Genomic DNA, 17809 nt, shown 5'->3' on the forward strand with positions numbered 1-17809 from the left:
CCTTAGATTTCCAGCGCTTTCGGCTGCTGAGCTTCGTGCGGATGCGAGCCTTCGGCGTAAACCTTCAGCTTCTTGATCATCGCGTAGCCCAGCGGACCCTTCGGCAGCATGCCCTTCACAGCCTTTTCCAGGGCACGGCCCGGGAAACGCTGCTGCATCTTGCCAAACGTCGTTTCGTAGATACCGCCCGGGTAACCCGAGTGGCGATAGTACTTCTTGTCGGTCGTCTTGGCGCCCGTCACGCGCAGCTTGGCCGCGTTGATGACGATGATGAAATCGCCGGTATCGACGTGCGGAGTGAATTCGGGCTTGTGCTTGCCGCGCAGTCGGTGTGCCACTTCGCTGGCGACACGCCCGAGGACCTTGTCCGTCGCGTCAATCACGTACCAATCGCGCTTCACCTCATGCGGCTTTGCGGAAAAGGTCTTCATGATTTTTCCAAAATAGAGTCAGTGCCCGAGTGGACCCGTATCGCGCCCAGAGCTTGCGCTCAAACTGCTCACGAACGGATCGTCTTGCGGACGCCTGCGCAACCTCATGCAAGGTCGTCGCCGGCCCGCCTTCCCGCTTGTTGGTGCGGGCTCTCTGGATGTCTTCTCCGCGGGCAATCCGGAAAAGATTTCGATTGTACCTCGCGACGAGCCCTTGACACAAGGAAAAGGGCGCGTTCCCCGCACAACGGACAAAAAAAAAACCCAAGCTATCGAGCTTGGGTTTGAATCCACCAAAGGAGGAGGGTGGAGGAGACACCTGCTGATCGGTTGACTTGGCGGGTTGCACCGCATCAACTGATCCAATGGTGCAAATTATACCCATTTCTGGGGCACGCGCAAGGAAATTTGCACTACGAAATCGCATCCCGTAATGCGGAAAGCAGATAGGAGCACTCGCTAGCGATGAAACTCCATATATATCAATTACTTACATGTAACGTCGAGCGTCGCGTCCGCGAAACACTAGAGCGGCCCCTCGAAATTCGGGTCGTTTTTGGTGCGGCAGCCGCGGGTTGCACCTTTTCTTGAAGGTGCCACTGTCAAGCCGGCCCGACCCTAATCGGACAGCGCGGGCGCGGGCCGCTGGCTACAATGTGGCACTTCGTCGGCGCAGGCCGACTCCGCACAAGGATTGGACATGGATTGCACAGTGAGCTGGGCCGGCCCGGATGGCATGGCCTTTTTGGCGGAAACCGGCAGCGGCCACCTCGTCACCATGGACGGCGCACCGGACGGCGGTGGCCGCAACCTGGCACCGCGCCCGATGGAAATGGTGCTGCTGGGCACCGGCGGCTGCACGGCCTATGACGTGGTGCTGATCCTCAAGCGCGGCCGGCAAGACGTGCAGGGCTGCAGCGTCAAGCTGCATGCCGATCGCGCCGAAACCGACCCGAAGGTCTTCACGCGGATTCACTTCACCTTTACGGTGACGGGGCGCAATCTCAAGCGGGAAGCCGTTGAACGTGCGATCCAGTTGTCGCACGAGAAGTACTGCTCGGCGTCGATCATGCTGGCCAAGACAGCCGAGATCACGCACTCGCTGGAGCTGGTGGACCTCGCCACGCAGCCGGGCGCATCGGAATAAGAAGCGAAGCGGACCGATAAGCCGGATTCTGTGCGCCGCGTGGCCGAAACCAGCGGCGTGACAACCATTCCTCTAGACCGGCTGTTGCCAGCCGGCTCAAGCTCCCTACCCGCAGACTCGGCGAGCCGCTTCATCGCCTGCTTACTTGGGATTGCTCCGGGTGGAGGTTACCGCGTTTCACCCTTCGCCCTGACCGAAGCCCGGGCGAAGACTCGTCTCTGTGGCCCTATTCCGCACGTCACCGTGGATGGTCGTTAGCCATCACCCTGCTCTATGGAGTCCGGACTTTCCTCCCCTTCCGCTCGCACGAGGCGGCGCAAGCAGCGGTTGTCTGGTCCGCTTCGCGAGGCGCGAGTCTAGCACTGTTCAGGTAAGAATCGCCGCCGGCCCGGGCGAAAGACTGTCGTGTCCAGATAGAAGCCGGCGTCTTCGTTGGCATCGCACCAACCCGGGATCCCCATGACGGGCAACGGGCGGAAATGGCGGGGCGCGAGATCGGCGTGCAGCAGTGTCTCGGCCAGCGCAGCGTCGAGCGAGGGGCGGTCCGCCGGCAACGCGGCCACCTGCACCGGCCACGCGTGGGCCGTGATCGACTTGTAAGGCGCGACCAGCTTTTCCAAGACTGCATGGCCGAACGGCAGAACCGCGCACGTGGCGCCCCACGCTGCCCTGCCCTCGACGAACAAGCCGCGCCAGTCGAACCCGGTCAGACACCGCTCGGGCGCGTCTTCGGTGTGCAGAAAGATCAGGGCATTTTCGTCGAACAGCGTGGCGGCATCGCGAACGGTGCCGCGTGCCGCGCCAATCCCGTCCTGCGTGATCACCCGCGCCTGGCGCGCGTTGAGCGCTGCCTTCGCACGCGGCCAATGCAACCAGATCAGGGCGTTGAAAAAGTCGTGGAGATTGTCCCGGGTCGGCACCTCGCCCGTGGCGGCGATGTGTGCTTCGTAAGCGGTGCCGGCCGGCAGTGCATCTTGCCGGACGAAGCGCAGGGCATGACCGCTGCACGTGCCGATTGCATGTGCCGCCGGCTGCGCGTTCAGTGCGTCTCGAAGATCGGCGCCCCGCGTGATTGCGTCTGCAAGCGGCGCGCCCACTGCAGCGAGCGGTGCGAAACCAGGATGCCACCAGTCGATCGCACCGAGATCAGCGGCCAGCAACTCAGACAGACTTCCAGCGCAGCATCTCGCCGCCGCGCAACGGCACCAGCGTCTGCTCGCCGAACGGGACTTCGGCGGGAAGCTGCCATTGCGAGCGCGTGAGCGTCAGCGTGCCGGCGTTGCGCGGCAGGCCGTAGAAGTCCGGCCCGTGGAGGCTCGCAAAACCTTCGAGCTTGTCGAGTGCGTTGGCGTCTTCAAAGGCCTCGGCGTACAGCTCCATGGCGTGCAGCGCAGTGTAGCAGCCGGCGCAACCGCAGGCGTGTTCCTTGACGCCCTTGGCGTGCGGCGCGCTGTCGGTACCGAGGAAGAAGCGCGGGTGGCCCGAGGTGGCCGCGGCCACCAGCGCCAGGCGGTGCGTTTCGCGCTTGAGCACCGGCAGGCAGTAGTAATGCGGGCGGATGCCGCCGACAAACAGGGCGTTGCGGTTGTACAGCAGATGATGCGCGGTGATGGTTGCGCCGACCGGGCCTTCCGCATCGCGCACGTATTCGGCTGCGTGCTTGGTGGTGATGTGCTCGAACACGACCTTCAGCGCCGGGAAGTCGCGGCGCAGCGGCAGCATCACCGTGTCGATGAAGACGGCCTCGCGATCGAAGATGTCGACGGTCGGGTCGGTCACCTCGCCGTGCACGAGCAGTGGCATGCCGACTTCCTGCATGGCTTCGAGCGTCTTGGCGCAGCGGCGCAGGTCCGTCACGCCGGCATCGCTGTTGGTGGTGGCACCCGCGGGATACAGCTTCACGCCATGGACAATGCCGCTGGCCTTGGCCTCGCGGATGACCTCGGGGGACGTGTTGTCGGTCAGGTACAGCGTCATCAGCGGCTCGAACTGCGTACCGGCGGGCAGCGCCGCGAGGATGCGCTCGCGGTAGGCGCGCGCCTGGGCGGTGGTCGTCACCGGGGGCTTGAGGTTCGGCATGATGATCGCCCGGCCGAACTGGCGCGCGGTGTCGCCCACCACATCGGCGAGCGCGTCGCCGTCGCGCAGGTGCAGGTGCCAGTCATCGGGGCGGACGATTGTGAGGGTGTCGGTCATGGTGATGCAGCCTTCGGATGCGGAATGCAGATTCAGAGAATGAGGATGGCGCGGTAGTCGTTGACGTTGGTACGCGTCGGCCCGGTAACGATGAGGTCATCGGCGGCCGCGAAGAAACCATAGGCGTCGTGTACGTCCAACGCGGCGCGGGCGGCAATGCCCCTGGCGGCAGCACGGGCGATGGATTCGGGATCGAGCAGCGCGCCCGCATTGTCCTCCGATCCGTCGATGCCGTCTGTATCGGCGGCGAGGGCGTAGACGTTGTCCATGCCGTCCAGCGTGACGCCGAGCGAGAGCAGGAACTCCGCGCAGCGCCCACCCCTGCCGCCGGTCAGGCCGGGCGGAATCGTCACCGTGCATTCGCCGCCGGAGATGAGCGCGACCGGCGCGGCGAACGGCGTGCCGTGCTGGCGGATCTGCCGGGCCAGGGCGCCATACACCTGGGCGACCTCGCGCGCCTCGCCGGTTACGGTATCGCCGAGGATGGCCGTGCGGATGCCGCGCGCCGCAAAAACCTGCGCGGCGGCCTGCAGGCTCTGCTGCGCGGTCGCGATGATGTGATTGCTGACGCGACCGAAGCAGGGATCACCGGGCTTGGGCGTTTCGGCAACCTCGCCGCGGGCGCCGCGTTCGAGGTGGGTGCGCACGGTGTCGGGCATCTGCGCGCCCCAGCGCCTGAGGATGGCAAGCGCATCGGCATAGGTGCTCGGGTCGGGCACCGTGGGCCCGCTGGCGATGGCGCTCGGATCATCGCCGGCCACGTCGGAGACGATGAGCGTGGTCACAGGCGCGCGCGACGCGGCCGCCAGCCGCCCGCCCTGGATGCGCGAGACGTGCTTGCGCACGATGTTCATGTCGGTGATGGGTGCGCCGCAGCGCAGCAACTCACGCGTGACGGCCTTCAGATCGGCCATCGGGATGCCGTCGGCCGGCAGCGACAGCAGGCTCGAGCCGCCGCCCGAGACCAGCACGATCAGCCGGTCGTTCCCGGTGAGGGCCGATACGCGCTCGAGAATCTCGAGCGCGGCTTGCTCGCCGGCCTCGTCGGGCACAGGGTGACCGGCTTCGATCACGCGGATGCGCTCGGTCGGCAGGCCGTGGGCGTAGCGCGTGACGACCAGCCCTTCGAGCTGCGCGCGGCCTGCGTAGGCCTGCTCGACAGCCAGCGCCATCGATGCGGCAGCCTTGCCGGCGCCGACCACCAGCGTCTTGCCGGCGGCGTGCGGCGGCGGCAGGAAGCCGGCGACGATCTTCAGCGGATCGGCGGCCCCCACGGCGGCTGCGTAGCTCTCCAGCAACAGGGCGCGGGCGCCGGGGCGGTCGAGCTTCATGCCAGGGCCTCTGCGATCGCGCGGCCCAGGTCGACCGTGCCAGCCGTGCCGCCAATGTCGCGCGTGAGCGGCGCATGGCCGGGGCCGGCCGCCAGCACCTCCTCAATGGCCGCCAGCACGGCGGCCCCCGCCTCGAGTTCGCCAAGATGCTCCAGCAGCATCGCCGCACACCAGATCTGCCCGATCGGGTTGGCAATGCCTTGGCCCGCGATGTCGGGCGCCGAGCCGTGCACCGGCTCGAACAGGCTCGGATACGTGCGATCCGGGTTGATGTTGCCCGACGGTGCGATGGCAATCGTGCCCGTGCAGGCCGGCCCGAGGTCGGAAAGGATGTCGCCGAACAGATTGCTGGCGACCACCACGTCGAACATCTCGGGCTTCTGCACGAAGTGCGCGGTCAGGATGTCGATGTGGAACTTGTCGACGTTGACGTCCGGGTAGTGCCTGGCCATCGCTTCCACGCGCTCGTCCCAGTACGGCATGGTGATCGAGATGCCGTTCGATTTGGTCGCCGACGTCAGGTGCCTGGCGGGGCGGCGCTGAGCCAGATCGAAGGCGAACTTGAGGATGCGGTCGACGCCGGTGCGGCTCATGACCGTTTCCTGGATCACGATCTCGCGCTCCGTGCCGCCGTACATGCGTCCGCCCACGCTGGAGTATTCACCCTCGGTGTTCTCGCGCACGACGTAGAAATCGATCGCGCCGGGTGCGCGCGGCTGGCCGTTGCGGTCGACAAGCGGGCTGCGGATGCCAGGCATCAGGCGCACCGGGCGCAGGTTCACGTATTGGTCGAAACCGCGCCGGAACTGCAGCAGCGAGCCCCACAGCGAAATGTGATCGGGCACCGTATCGGGCCAGCCCACCGCACCGAAGAAGATGGCGTCGTAGCCGCGCAGCGTCTCGAACCAGTCGTCGGGCAGCATCTTGCCGTGGCGGGCGTAGTAGTCGCAGCTCGCAAAATCGAAATGATCGGTCTGCAGCGCAAAGCCGAACCTGCGCGACGCCGCATCCAGCACGCGCAGACCTTCAGGGACGACTTCCTTGCCGATCCCGTCTCCGGGGATCACGGCAATGCGGTAGGACTTCATGGGGTGTTCCGGTTGAAGGTGGTGAGATGCTGCGTTGGGTGGGGATTCCGACGGCGTGCGGCGTGGGCGCAACGGCCGCCCCCCCGGGGCGGGGCCGCGGACGCCAAGCCGCTTGGCACCCCCGTCGGCCGGCAGGATAATGGCTATTTTATTGCATCGACTTTTTCCCCACCATGTGCCAGCTGCTGGGCATGAACTGCGCCGAACCGACCGATGTGACGTTCTCGTTCACCGGGTTCGCCGCGCGCGGTGGCGTGACCGATCACCACGCCGATGGCTTTGGGGTCGCGTTCTTCGAAGACAAGGCGTGCCGCCTGTTCATCGACAATCAGTCGGCCGGCACCTCGCCGGTGGCGGAGCTGGTCAAGCGGTATCCGATCAAGTCGAAGAACGTCATCTCGCACATCCGCAAGGCCACGCAAGGGACGGTGCGGCTGGAAAACTGCCACCCGTTCATGCGCGAGCTCTGGGGCCGGCACTGGATCTTTGCGCATAACGGCGACTTGAAGAACTTCTCGCCGTTTCTGTCGGGCGTCTACCAGCCCGTGGGCGACACCGACAGCGAGCTCGCCTTCTGCTTCATCATGCAGGCGCTGCGCAAACGGTTTCCGGGTTCGCAGCCGCCGCTGAACGAGCTGTTCTACGCGCTGTCCGACGTCACCAAGGAAATCACCCGCTACGGCGTGTTCAACTTCCTGCTGTGCAATGGCCAGGCGCTGTTCGCGCATTGCTCGACGCGGCTGTACTACATCGTGCGGCAATGGCCGTTTTCGACGGCACACCTGATCGACGCCGACATGACGATCGATTTCGCCAAGTACACGACACCAGCCGATCGCGTGGCTGTGATCGCCACCGCGCCGCTCACCGACAACGAAGTCTGGACGCCGTTCGTGCCGGGCGAACTGCTGATGTTCGAATCGGGCCAGGCGACCATGGCGACCAAGGTGCCGATTCCGGAGGCAGTGCAGATCGCCAATGCCGCCAACACGGCCTGCACCTGACGCTGCATCGCCCATCAAAAAAGCCGCTCCGAGGTGGGATACACCCGGAGCGGCATTTTGTTGCCTCGCGCCTGTGCTTAGTGCGAGAGGATTTTCGACAGGAACTGCTTGGCGCGGTCCGAACGGTTCTCGATGTTGCCGAAGAACTCTTCCTTCTCGCAGTCTTCAACGATGCGGCCCTGATCCATGAAGATCACGCGGTTGGCGACCTTGCGGGCGAAACCCATTTCGTGGGTCACGCACATCATGGTCATGCCTTCCTTGGCGAGCTCCACCATCACGTCGAGCACTTCGTTGACCATTTCCGGGTCCAGCGCGGAGGTCGGTTCGTCGAACAGCATGCAGATCGGGTCCATCGAGAGCGCACGGGCAATCGCCACGCGCTGCTGCTGGCCACCCGAGAGCTGACCCGGGTACTTGGCGGCATGCGCCTTCAGGCCCACGCGGTCCAGGTACTTCAGGCCCTTGGCCATCGCTTCTTCCTTCGAGCGGCCCAGCACCTTCTGCTGCGCGATCGTGAGGTTCTCGGTGATCGACAGATGCGGGAACAGCTCGAAGTTCTGAAACACCATGCCCACGCGCGAACGCAGTTTCGGCAGGTTCGTGCCCTTGGCGCCCACGGATGTGCCATCGACGAGGATCTCGCCCTTCTGGAACGGCTCCAGCGCGTTGACGGTCTTGATGAGCGTGGACTTGCCCGAACCCGACGGGCCGCACACCACCACCACCTCGCTCTTCTTCACGCTGGTGGTGCAGTCGGTCAGCACCTGGAAGCTGCCGTACCACTTGGAAACGTTCTTGATCTCGATCATTGGGTCACCTTCTTCTGAAGCCGCTTCACCAGCACGGAGGCGCCGAAGCAGATCATGAAATAGACAAAGCCGGCAAACAGCAGCAGCTCGACGATACGGCCGTCGCGCTCGCCGATGTTGTATGCCTGCGTAAAGAAGTCCGACAGCGCGCTCACATACACCAGCGACGTATCCTGGAACAGGATGATGGCCTGCGTGAGCAGCAGCGGGATCATGTTGCGGAAGGCCTGCGGCAGGATCACCAGGCGCATGGCCTGGCCGTACGTCATGCCCATCGCATAGGCCGCGAACATCTGCCCGCGCGACACGCTCTGGATACCGGCGCGGATGATCTCGGAGTAGTACGCCGCCTCGAACAGCGCGAAGGCAACCAGCGCGGAGGTCATCCGCATGTCGGTGGCCGGCGACAGGTCGAAGATCTTCTGCAGGACCTGCGGCACGATCAGGAAGAACCACAGCAGCACCATCACCAGCGGGATGGAGCGGAAGAGGTTCACGTACGCCTGCCCGAACCACTGCAGCGGCTTGATGCCCGAGAGTCGCATCATGGCGAGCAGCGTGCCCCAGACGATGCCGACCAGGATGGCCGTGCCCGTGATCTCGAGCGAGAGGATCATCCCCTCGCCGAGCACGCGCATGTTGTCGGCATTGATGGACGAGAAATCGAATTGATAAGCCATGGAAAGTCCTCGCCCTGTTACTTGCCGCCGATGAAGCCAGGCAGGCGGGTACGTGCTTCCACCCAGCGCATCAGGCCCATCACGGTCAGGTTGATCAGCATGTACATCAGCGTCACGGCGATGAACGATTCATACGGCTGCGCGGTGTAGTCGACCAGCTGGCGACCTTGCGCGGCCAGTTCGAGCAGGCCGATCGTCGATGCCACGGCCGAGTTCTTGAAGATGTTCAGGAACTCCGACGTGAGCGGCGGCACGATGATGCGGAACGACATCGGCAGCAGCACGAAGCGGTACGTCTGCGCCAGCGTGAACCCCATCGCCAGACCGGCGTTGCGCTGACCGCGCGGCAGCGAATTGATGCCCGAGCGCACCTGCTCGCACACCCGCGCCGCGGTAAAGGTACCAAGGCACAGCATCGCGCACAGGAACATCGCGGTGGCGGGGTTCATCTGCTTGATGTAGTCGCCGCCCGGCACCAGTTCCGGCACGACGAAGTACCAGATGAACAGCTGCACGATCAGCGGGATGTTGCGGAACAGCTCGACGTAGGCCGTGGCGAAGCCCGACAGCCACTTGTTCGGCACGGTGCGCAGCACGCCCAGCACGGAGCCGAGCACGAGCGCGATGATCCAGGAAGAAAGACCGAGCAGCAGCGTGGTCTTCAACCCCGCGAGCAGCCAGTCGAGATAGGTCTGATTCTGGGCGGCTTCGGTAAAGAAGACGCCCCAGTTCCAGTGGTAATTCATGGTGGTTCCCTCTGCGCCTGCCCCCTCCTGCTGCGCGTCCTGATCTTGGCTCGCGATGCTGCCGTGCGCGTTGCACGGCTGCGCTTCCCAGGCCAACTCCGGGCCAATCGCTGCGGACGGGAACAGACTCCTAAAAAGAAACGGAAGGGAGAAGACCTGTTAACCGGCCTTTGCCTTCCGTTTCGATGACGCTGATTCAGGCCCGTTGAGGGAGCCGATCAGTCAAGAGCCTTGTCGTTCGGGTTCTTGATGAGCGCCTTCATGTCGTCGGACAGCGGGAAGTCCAGGTTCAGGCCCTTGGGCGGAACCGGCTGCTCGAACCACTTCTTGTACAGCGCTGCGATCTCGCCGTCCTTCATCATGCCGGCGATGGTCTTGTCGGCCAGGGTCTTGAACGGCTTGTCGTCCTTGCGGACCATGCAGCCGTAGGCCTCACGCGATTGCGGCTTGCCGACCACCACCCAATCAGACGGGTTCTTGGCCTTGGCGCGCTCGCCGTACAGCAGCGCATCGTCCATCATGAACGCGACGGCGCGGCCCGATTCCAGCGTCAGGAACGACTGGCCGTGGTCCTTCGTGCTGATGATGTTCATGCCCAGCTTCTGGTCATCGTTCATCTTGCGCAGCAGGCGCTCGGACGTCGTGCCGGCGGTCGTCACCACGTTCTTGCCCTTCAGGTCGGCCCAGTCCTTGATGCCCGAATCCTTCTTCACCATGATGCGGGTGCCGATGACGAAGATGGAGTTCGTGAACGAAGCCTGCTTCTGGCGCTCGAGGTTGTTCGTGGTCGAACCGCACTCGATGTCGATCGTGCCGTTCTGCAGCAGCGTGATGCGGTTCTGCGAGGTGATCGGGATTTCCTTGACCTCAAGCTTGGGCAGCTTGAGCTGTTCTTTCACGGCCTCGACGATCTTCTGGTTGATGTCGTACGAATAACCGATCGTGCGAACACCGCCCACGTTGTAGCTGAACGGGATCGACGAATCGCGCACGCCCAGCGTGATGGTGCCGGTGTCTTTGATCTTCTTCAGCGTACCAGTCAGCTCTTCTGCGTGAGCTGCGCTGCTCAACACACCAACGGCTGCAAGCACGGTTGCCAGCTTGGCGAGGTTCATGAAAGTCTCCTTTTGACCATGAAAGAGAAAGACGGGACTGTACCAAAAAACGTTTGGCGACAGTATTGGTGTTGCCACTAAATCGTTGAATCGAACGGATTTTTTCCTCTGATGCAGCGTCTGCCGCAAGCGGCCATTCTGGACAACCGCACACCTTACGTTGTGCTTTTCCAGAAAACCGGAAAACGCGCACGTCGCGATTGACGCCAACCCGCTTTCACCATCGGCGCGCCGGCGCGATAGCTTGAGCGAGATGCTGCGACGAAAAAAACAGGGGAAATAAAGCCTGCCCGATGTGCGCTCTCTGTCGCTTACACGAACCCGACTTGAGAATGGAGGGACGACGGTACCGTGGATATGGCCGCCCCTCTCATGGTGCGGTGCCCTGGAACGTTATGGTTCGCTCATGAACACCGGCTTTCTTCAACCGTCGCGCATGGCCGCCTGATCGGCGGCGACGCGAGAGACCGGAGCAGCGCCCTGTTGGAGCACCGCGCCGGAATTGACCGACGCGTCGCCGATCAGGGGTACAGACCGCGCTCTTGGCGGGCCTGCAGAATCCGCGTACAGGCGATGATGAACGCCGCCGTACGCAGGGTTACCTTGTTGTCCTGGGCCACCTGCCAGATGGCGCGGAACGCGTCTTGCATGATCCGTACCAGGCGCTGGTTGATCTCGTCTTCGGTCCAGAAGAAGCTCGAGAAATCCTGCACCCACTCGAAATAGCTGACCGTCACGCCGCCCGCGTTGGCAATCACGTCGGGGCAGACCAGGATGTTGCGCTCGCGCAGGATGTCGTCGGCCTCGGGCGTCGTGGGGCCGTTTGCACCTTCAACGACAATCTTTGCCTTGATATGGGGCGCGTTCTTCGCCGTGATCTGGCCTTCCAGTGCTGCCGGGATCAGGAACTCGCAGTCCAGCGCCCAGAAGTCGTCGGCGGAGACCGTCTCTGCGGCAAAGCCGGCAACGCTGCCGTTGTGGTCGACGTGCTTGATCAGCGCGTCGACATCCAGGCCGCTGCCGTTGAACACGATGCCCTTGTGGTCCTGCACGGCGATGACCTTCGCGCCGGCGTCATGGAACAGCTTGGCGGCCACGCTGCCCACGTTGCCGAAGCCCTGCACCACCACGCGCGCACCCTTGACGTCGATGCCAAGGTTACGTGCGGCTTCGCTGCCGACCACGAACACGCCGCGGCCGGTGGCCTCGCGGCGACCGAGGCTGCCGCCCAGTGCGATCGGCTTGCCGGTCACCACGCCCGTGGCGGTCGCGCCTTCGTTCATCGAATACGTGTCCATCATCCACGCCATGATCTGCGCGTTGGTGTTCACGTCCGGAGCCGGAATGTCCTTGTTCGGGCCGATGATGATGCCGATCTCGCTCGTGTAGCGGCGGGTCAGGCGTTCGAGTTCACCGGAAGACAGCTTGCGCGGATCGACACGGATGCCGCCCTTCGCACCGCCATACGGCACGTTCACGGCCGCGTTCTTCACCGACATCCAGGCCGACAGCGCCATCACTTCCGACAGCGTCACGTCCTGGTGGAAACGCACGCCGCCCTTGCCCGGGCCGCGCGACGTGTTGTGCTGCACACGATAGCCCTCGAAGTGGGCGATGCGGCCGTCGTCCATCTGGATGGGCACGTCGACGATCAGCGCGCGCTTGGGGCGCTTGAGCGTTTCAACCCAGCGTGCGAGCGAGCCGAGATAGGGGGTGACCCGATCGACCTGCTGCAGGTAGATGCCCCACGGGCCGAGGTTGTCGGCCGGCAGATAGGACGGAATGGCGTGTTGGAGTGTCGACGGAGATGCGACATTGGACATGGTTGTCTTCCTCTTTTGAACCTCGGTAAGGCCCCTGGTTTGGGAACATGCTGTCCCAGAAAATGCTCGCCAGCTTAGGGATGCCCCACATCGAAATCCAATGCCGTTTTTACATCGGGTTATGCGTTTGGCGCATAACCTGGGCTTGTGTTCGATGGCCCCGTTCAACCCGCCAGCGCGCCCCACAGCGTGTCGATCAGCTCGCGCTTGCGCTTGGATTGCGGATGCCGGCGGTCGTGCGCACCGTTCTGCGGATGCTCGCGATAGAGCCGGATTTCCATTTCGATCGACAACGTGCCGCCGCCCTTGCCTTCTGCCCGCACCAGGCGGCCCGCAGCCACTTCGTCGCGCACCGCGCTCTCGGGCAGAAAGGCCACACCGTGGCCCGCCAGCGCCATCACCTTCAACGCTTCGGCCATGTCGGTTTCGTAGCACTTGTCGAGCAGCGGCGCGACTGGCGAGTTTTCCAGCAGCACATCGACCATGCGGCCCAGGAAGGCATTGGGCGTATAGCTAAGATAGGCGATCGGCTTGCGCGCGGCGGGCGCCAGTCGATAAATCGGACGACCGTTCGCATCGGGCTTGGAGAACGGCGACAGCCGCTCCGTGCCGAGCACCAGCATGTCATAGCGCGTCGGATCGAGCTGGATCATCTGCCGGGCGTGGTGATAGACCATGACGAGATCGCAGCCGCCTTCCACCAGCGTCATCACCGCATCATGCACGTTCAGCGCGCGCAGCCGGCATTGCAGCTTGCCGACCTTCTCCTCCACCTGCGCGAGCCAGCCCGGAAAGAACGTGAGCGACAGCGTATGCGGCACCGCAAAATCGATCGTCGAGGCGCTGGCCGGACGCTGTCCGCGCATCAGCGCACGCGTTTCGCTGACCTGCGCCAGCATCGCCAGGGCCTGTTCATAGAAGACCTCGCCGGCGGTGGTCAGGCGCGTGGGATAGCTCGACCGGTCGATCAGTTCGTTGCCCAGCCACGCTTCGAGCGATTGAATGCGCCGCGAAAACGCCGGCTGCGTCACGTGCCGCAATTCGGCCGAGCGCGAAAAGCTGCGTGTCTCGGCCAGGCTGACGAAGTCTTCCAGCCATTTGAGTTCCATTGCGTTGCCTCCCCAACCTGCTCAGGCGTTCTCTGCGTCTTCGGTTTCTGCGGCCACGCGCTCGGGCTCGCGTGCCTGCATGCGCCACATCTGCGCATAGCGGCCCTCCGCACGCAGCAACTGCTCGTGCGTGCCGCGCTCGATGATGCGGCCGTGCTCCATCACCAGGATCTGGTGCGCGCTCACGATGGTCGAGAGCCGATGCGCGATCACCAGCGTGGTGTGGTTCTGCGCCAGGCGCATCAACTCATCCTGGATGGCGTGCTCCGTGCGCGAGTCCAGCGCCGAAGTGGCCTCATCAAAGACGAGGATCGGTGGGCGCTTGAGCAGCGTGCGGGCGATGGCCACCCGCTGCTTCTCTCCGCCGGAGAGCTTCAGGCCACGCTCCCCGACCTGGGTGTCATAGCCGTCGGGCAGCGATTCGACGAAGTGGTGGATCTGCGCCGCGCGGGCGGCCTCGATGACCTCTTCGCGCGTGGCGTCGGGCCGGCCATAGGCGATGTTGTAGTAGATGCTGTCATTGAAGAGCACCGTGTCCTGCGGAACGATGCCGATGGCCGCACGCACGCTTGCCTGCGTGACGTCGCGCACGTCCTGCCCGTCGATTTCGATGGCACCGGACTTGACGTCGTAGAAGCGGAACAGCAGGCGCGCGAGCGTCGATTTGCCCGAGCCGCTCTGGCCGACCACCGCAGTGGTCGTGCCGGCAGGGATGGTGAAATCGACGTCGAACAGGATCTGCCGGTTGGCCTCGTAGCCGAAATCGACATGCGCGAACCGCACCTGGCCGGCATGCACGGCCAGCGGCGGCGCACCGGGTTTGTCGGCCACTTCGCGGTTGGTATGCAGCAGGTGGAACATGCGGTCCATGTCGGCCACGGCCTGCTTGAGCTCGCGGTAGATCACGCCCAGGAAGTTGAGCGGAATGTAGATCTGCAGCATCAGCGTGTTGACCAGCACGAGGTCACCCAGCGTCATGTGCCCCGCCGCCACCCCTTGCGTGGCGCGATACAGGATCAGGATGAGCGCCACCGCCACGATGAACTGCTGGCCGAAATTCAGGATCGACAGCGAGTTCTGCGAACGGATGGCCGCGGCGCGGTACTTGAGCAGGTTCTCGTCGTAGCGGCGCGCTTCGTACTCTTCGTTGCCGAAGTACTTGACGGTCTCGAAGTTCAGCAGCGAATCGATCGCCTTCTGGTTGGCGCGCGAATCCAGCTCGTTCATCTTGCGACGGAAGTTCGTACGCCAGTTCGTCACGGTCACGGTAAAGGCGATGTACGCAACCAGCGCACAGAACGTGATGAACGCAAACCACGCGTCGTACTTCACGAAGAAGTACGTGATGACGAGCCCGACCTCCACCAGCGTCGGCAGGATGCTGTACAGCGAATACGAGATGAGCGACTGGATGCCCCGCGTACCGCGTTCGATGTCGCGGCTCATGCCGCCGGTCTGGCGCTCGAGGTGAAAGCGCAGTGACAGCGCATGCAGATGGCGGAACACCTGCAGTGCGAGCGTGCGCACCGAACTCTCCGTCACCTTGGAGAAGAGGATTTCGCGCAGCTCCGAAAACAGCGATGTCGACAGCCGCAGCAGCCCATACGCGACGATGGTGCCCACCGGCACGACCAGCAGCGCGCGCGGGTCCGATGGTGACACGTTCATCGAATCGATCAGCCGCTTCATGACCATCGGCACGCCCAGGTTGGCCACCTTGGCGGCAATCAGGAACGACAGCGCCAGCGCCACGCGCCATTTGTAGGCCCACAGATAGGGCAGGAGGCTCTTGATGGTACGCCAGTCGCCGCGTTGAGCCCCCGGCGGAGGCGGTTCGGAAGAGGCGGGAAAGCGACGCATGTGCGGTGCAATAAAATAGCGGATTGTGTATTCTCCCACCGATCACCCAGGCGTGCCCCGCGCCACCGGTGCCCGCCCGCCTCAATGCTGCCCTGCCTCATCATGTCCGATACCGCCGCCTCCGCTGAAGTCAAATTGCCCGCCGACAAGCAGCCTGCCGTGCGCGTGATGCCGATGCCCTCCGACGCCAACGTCCACGGCGACGTGTTCGGCGGCTGGATCATGTCGCAGGTCGACATTGCCGGGTCGATCCCGGCGGTGGTGCGCGCCAACGGCCGCGTCGCGACGGTGGCGGTCAATTCGTTCGTCTTCAAGCAGCCGGTCTACGTGGGCGACCTGGTGAGCTTCTACGCCAGTGTGGTCAAGACCGGCCGCACGTCGATCACCGTGGACGTGGAGGTCTATGCGCAGCGCATGGGCGCCAACGGCCGCCACGCCACCGTCAAGGTCACCGAAGCCACGCTGACCTACGTCGCCACCGACGAAAGCCGCAAGCCGCGACTGCTGCCGGAGCTTTGAGCCGGCTGCCAGCGGTCAGAAAAAAAACCCGGCCTAGGCCGGGTTTTCTCTTGCGCGGGATCACCGCTCAGTTGAACTGTGAGAAGTCGGGCCGGCGCTTCTCGAAGAACGCCGTGAACGCCTCGCGCGCTTCCGGCGCACGCAGCATCTCGCCAAACTGCTTGCCTTCCAGCGACATCCGGGCCGCGATCTGCGGCATCGCGCCATCCTTCATCAGCCGCTTGGTGGCGCGCAGCGAGGCCGGCGGCAGCAGCGTCAGCTTGCGCGCCTGGGCGCGCACGAAGGCATCGAGTTCACCGACCGGCAGCACGCGGTTGACCAGCCCCAGCTCACGCGCCTCGTTTGCGTCGAACGGCTCGCCGAAGAGCAGCTTGTCCGCCGCACGGTGGTAACCGGCCAATTGCGGCAGCAGCAGGCTCGACGCGGCTTCCGGACACAGCCCGAGCTGCGCGAACGGCATCGACAGCTTGGCCGTCTCCGACGCATACACCAGGTCGCAATGCAGCAGCATCGTCGTGCCTACACCCACCGCCGCGCCGCTCACCGAAGCGATCAGCGGCTTGGTCGCCGTGCTGATCGCCTTCAGGAACTGGTGCACGGGGGCGCTTTCGTCCTTGGGCGGATTCTTCATGAAGTCTTCGAGATCGTTGCCCGCCGTGAATACGCTCTCGTGGCCGGCCAGCACAATCACGCGGATGGCGGGATCGGTCTCGGCGGCCACCAGGGCATCGGCCAACGTTTGATACATCGCGGCCGTGATGGCGTTCTTGCGGTCCAGGCGGTCAAACGTAAGCGTCAGGACGCCGTCTGCGGTCTCGGTACGAATCGACATGAAAACTCCAGGTGAAGCCTGCGCGGCTAAATCGGCACAGGCGAATCAGATAGATAACCGACGGAGAACGCGTTGGCCCCCACGTTCAACGCCACGGTCAGGCTCATCGGCGCGAGCAGCACTTCCACGCCGTGGTCCTGTGCGGTTCGCATCAACGCCTGCACGGGCTCCATGCGGCGCACGGTGTCGAGCGAACCGGAATACGTGATCGCCACCACGGGCGTGGCCAGACGCTCCTCGGCGATCATGGTTTCGGTATGCGCAAGCAGGCGGCGAATGCCTTCCTCGGAGCCGCGCACCTTGGCGATGGCTTCCGTCTCGCCACGATGCATATGGATGAGCGGACGCACGTTGAACGCCGTGCCCATCATGTAGCGGCTCCAGGTGATGCTCTTCTCGCCCTTCTGCTTGGCGCGCGTGTACATGTACAGCAACTCGTCGGGAACGAGGTAGACGTGCGAGGCATCGCGCAGGCGGTTTTCGATCACGTGCACCACGTCGCGCACCTCCGCGCCTTCGCGCAGCATGCGGGCGGCCTCGTGCACCATCAGCGCCTGGCCGGGACCAATGGCGCCGGTGTCCACCACCGTCAGCTCGAACAGGCCTGAGCGGCCGGCATCCTTGCGTGGCTTGAAGCTCTTGGCCGTGGTGCCCACCACCGCGCCGGTGGCGTGGCTGTAGAAATGGCTGCGCGAGCTGGCGATCGTCAGCAGCAACGCACGGTCGTGCTGCGTGACCACGTGCTTGAGCAGAAAGTCTTCGATCTCGCGTTCGAGCAGCGGAATCGATTCGGCGTAGTGGTCCTGCTTGTCGACAAGGTATTTCCGATAGAGCTGCGGCAGCGCGGCTTCATCGCGACGGTCTTCCACGAACAGCTCGCCCGCACGAATGCGGAACGGCACCACGCCCAACCCCAGTTGATCGATCATCGAGCGCGGCATGTCGCACGCCGCGTCCGTCAACACGATTGTGTTGCCCATCGCGCCCTCCTCTTGGTGCGCCGCCGCTGACGCGGCAGCGTGTCTCCTCTGTTGCGGAATCGTGGTTCCGCTTCTGTGGCGTGCCCTTGGCCGGGCCGCTCGCTTTGGCTCGCTGTGTGGTGTATTGCTGCGCGAG

Annotated in this window: 17 protein-coding genes and 1 other RNA gene; 3 read left to right on the plus strand and 15 right to left on the minus strand. The window is 64.1% G+C overall.

Going from position 1 to position 17809, the window contains the following annotated elements; all coding sequences use genetic code 11:
* Nucleotides 1-2 precede the first annotated feature (2 nt).
* Entirely contained in the window at nucleotides 3-431 is a 429-nt protein-coding gene (rplM, locus tag KHN96_RS12240; RefSeq protein WP_009239122.1) for a 50S ribosomal protein L13, read from the minus strand.
* A gap of 700 nt (nucleotides 432-1131) precedes the next feature.
* Between rplM and KHN96_RS12245 the strand changes: the two genes are divergently transcribed.
* Nucleotides 1132-1578, plus strand: coding sequence for an OsmC family protein (locus KHN96_RS12245; protein ID WP_045785810.1), 447 nt, complete (start codon nucleotides 1132-1134; stop codon nucleotides 1576-1578).
* A gap of 1 nt (nucleotide 1579) precedes the next feature.
* Here the strand turns inward: KHN96_RS12245 and rnpB are convergent.
* From rnpB to KHN96_RS12270, 5 genes are all read right to left on the minus strand, one after another.
* Nucleotides 1580-1921, minus strand: an RNA gene (gene rnpB, locus KHN96_RS12250) — RNase P RNA component class A.
* 13 nt (nucleotides 1922-1934) lie between these two features.
* The gene (locus tag KHN96_RS12255) at nucleotides 1935-2735 is read right to left on the minus strand and encodes a DUF3025 domain-containing protein (RefSeq protein WP_062739115.1); all 801 of its coding nucleotides are present in this window, start codon (nucleotides 2733-2735) and stop codon (nucleotides 1935-1937) included.
* A 4-nt stretch (nucleotides 2736-2739) separates the two neighbouring features.
* On the minus strand, nucleotides 2740-3774 hold the full coding sequence (gene pyrC / locus KHN96_RS12260; protein ID WP_062739063.1) for a dihydroorotase: 1035 nt from the start codon (nucleotides 3772-3774) through the stop codon (nucleotides 2740-2742).
* Nucleotides 3775-3806: 32 nt separating this feature from the next.
* Nucleotides 3807-5105, minus strand: coding sequence for a glycerate kinase type-2 family protein (locus KHN96_RS12265; RefSeq protein WP_062739064.1), 1299 nt, complete (start codon nucleotides 5103-5105; stop codon nucleotides 3807-3809).
* Entirely contained in the window at nucleotides 5102-6193 is a 1092-nt protein-coding gene (locus KHN96_RS12270; RefSeq protein ID WP_045785807.1) for a tartrate dehydrogenase, read from the minus strand. The genes KHN96_RS12265 and KHN96_RS12270 overlap by 4 nt, the downstream gene beginning before the upstream one ends.
* Before the next feature lie 173 nt (nucleotides 6194-6366).
* Between KHN96_RS12270 and KHN96_RS12275 the strand changes: the two genes are divergently transcribed.
* Nucleotides 6367-7197 (plus strand): class II glutamine amidotransferase, encoded by an 831-nt coding sequence (locus tag KHN96_RS12275; protein WP_045785806.1) that lies wholly within the window; start codon nucleotides 6367-6369, stop codon nucleotides 7195-7197.
* A 77-nt stretch (nucleotides 7198-7274) separates the two neighbouring features.
* Here the strand turns inward: KHN96_RS12275 and KHN96_RS12280 are convergent, their stop codons facing one another.
* The 7 genes from KHN96_RS12280 to KHN96_RS12310 all read right to left on the minus strand — a co-directional run bounded on the left by KHN96_RS12280 (nucleotide 7275) and on the right by KHN96_RS12310 (nucleotide 15342).
* Nucleotides 7275-8009: an amino acid ABC transporter ATP-binding protein gene (locus KHN96_RS12280; protein WP_045785805.1), complete on the minus strand. Its 735-nt coding sequence runs from the start codon at nucleotides 8007-8009 to the stop codon at nucleotides 7275-7277.
* A complete protein-coding gene (gltK, locus tag KHN96_RS12285; protein WP_045785804.1) occupies nucleotides 8006-8689 on the minus strand; it encodes a glutamate/aspartate ABC transporter permease GltK in 684 nt (227 codons plus the stop codon). Before gltK ends, KHN96_RS12280 begins: the two co-directional genes overlap by 4 nt.
* A gap of 17 nt (nucleotides 8690-8706) precedes the next feature.
* Nucleotides 8707-9435, minus strand: a complete 729-nt coding sequence (locus tag KHN96_RS12290; RefSeq protein WP_045787762.1) for an amino acid ABC transporter permease — start codon at nucleotides 9433-9435, stop codon at nucleotides 8707-8709.
* A 218-nt stretch (nucleotides 9436-9653) separates the two neighbouring features.
* Complete coding sequence (locus KHN96_RS12295) at nucleotides 9654-10550, minus strand: glutamate/aspartate ABC transporter substrate-binding protein (protein WP_045785803.1); 897 nt, start codon at nucleotides 10548-10550, stop codon at nucleotides 9654-9656.
* 521 nt (nucleotides 10551-11071) lie between these two features.
* On the minus strand, nucleotides 11072-12373 hold the full coding sequence (locus tag KHN96_RS12300) for a Glu/Leu/Phe/Val family dehydrogenase (RefSeq protein WP_045785802.1): 1302 nt from the start codon (nucleotides 12371-12373) through the stop codon (nucleotides 11072-11074).
* A gap of 164 nt (nucleotides 12374-12537) precedes the next feature.
* Nucleotides 12538-13482 (minus strand): LysR substrate-binding domain-containing protein, encoded by a 945-nt coding sequence (locus KHN96_RS12305; protein ID WP_045785801.1) that lies wholly within the window; start codon nucleotides 13480-13482, stop codon nucleotides 12538-12540.
* Between the two features lie 21 nt (nucleotides 13483-13503).
* Complete coding sequence (locus KHN96_RS12310; RefSeq protein WP_062739065.1) at nucleotides 13504-15342, minus strand: ABCB family ABC transporter ATP-binding protein/permease; 1839 nt, start codon at nucleotides 15340-15342, stop codon at nucleotides 13504-13506.
* 84 nt (nucleotides 15343-15426) lie between these two features.
* On the opposite strand from KHN96_RS12310, the gene KHN96_RS12315 reads away from it, so the two are divergent.
* Entirely contained in the window at nucleotides 15427-15861 is a 435-nt protein-coding gene (locus KHN96_RS12315; RefSeq protein ID WP_045785799.1) for an acyl-CoA thioesterase, read from the plus strand.
* A gap of 67 nt (nucleotides 15862-15928) precedes the next feature.
* Here KHN96_RS12315 and KHN96_RS12320 read toward each other — a convergent pair whose 3' ends face one another.
* Nucleotides 15929-16693 carry an enoyl-CoA hydratase gene (locus KHN96_RS12320; protein WP_045785798.1) on the minus strand — a complete coding sequence of 255 codons (765 nt, stop codon included), beginning with the start codon at nucleotides 16691-16693 and terminating at the stop codon, nucleotides 15929-15931.
* A gap of 26 nt (nucleotides 16694-16719) precedes the next feature.
* Nucleotides 16720-17673: a DegV family protein gene (locus KHN96_RS12325; RefSeq protein ID WP_062739066.1), complete on the minus strand. Its 954-nt coding sequence runs from the start codon at nucleotides 17671-17673 to the stop codon at nucleotides 16720-16722.
* Nucleotides 17674-17809: the final 136 nt, after the last annotated feature.

This window comes from Ralstonia mannitolilytica (assembly GCF_905397375.1).
GTDB lineage: Bacteria > Pseudomonadota > Gammaproteobacteria > Burkholderiales > Burkholderiaceae > Ralstonia > Ralstonia mannitolilytica.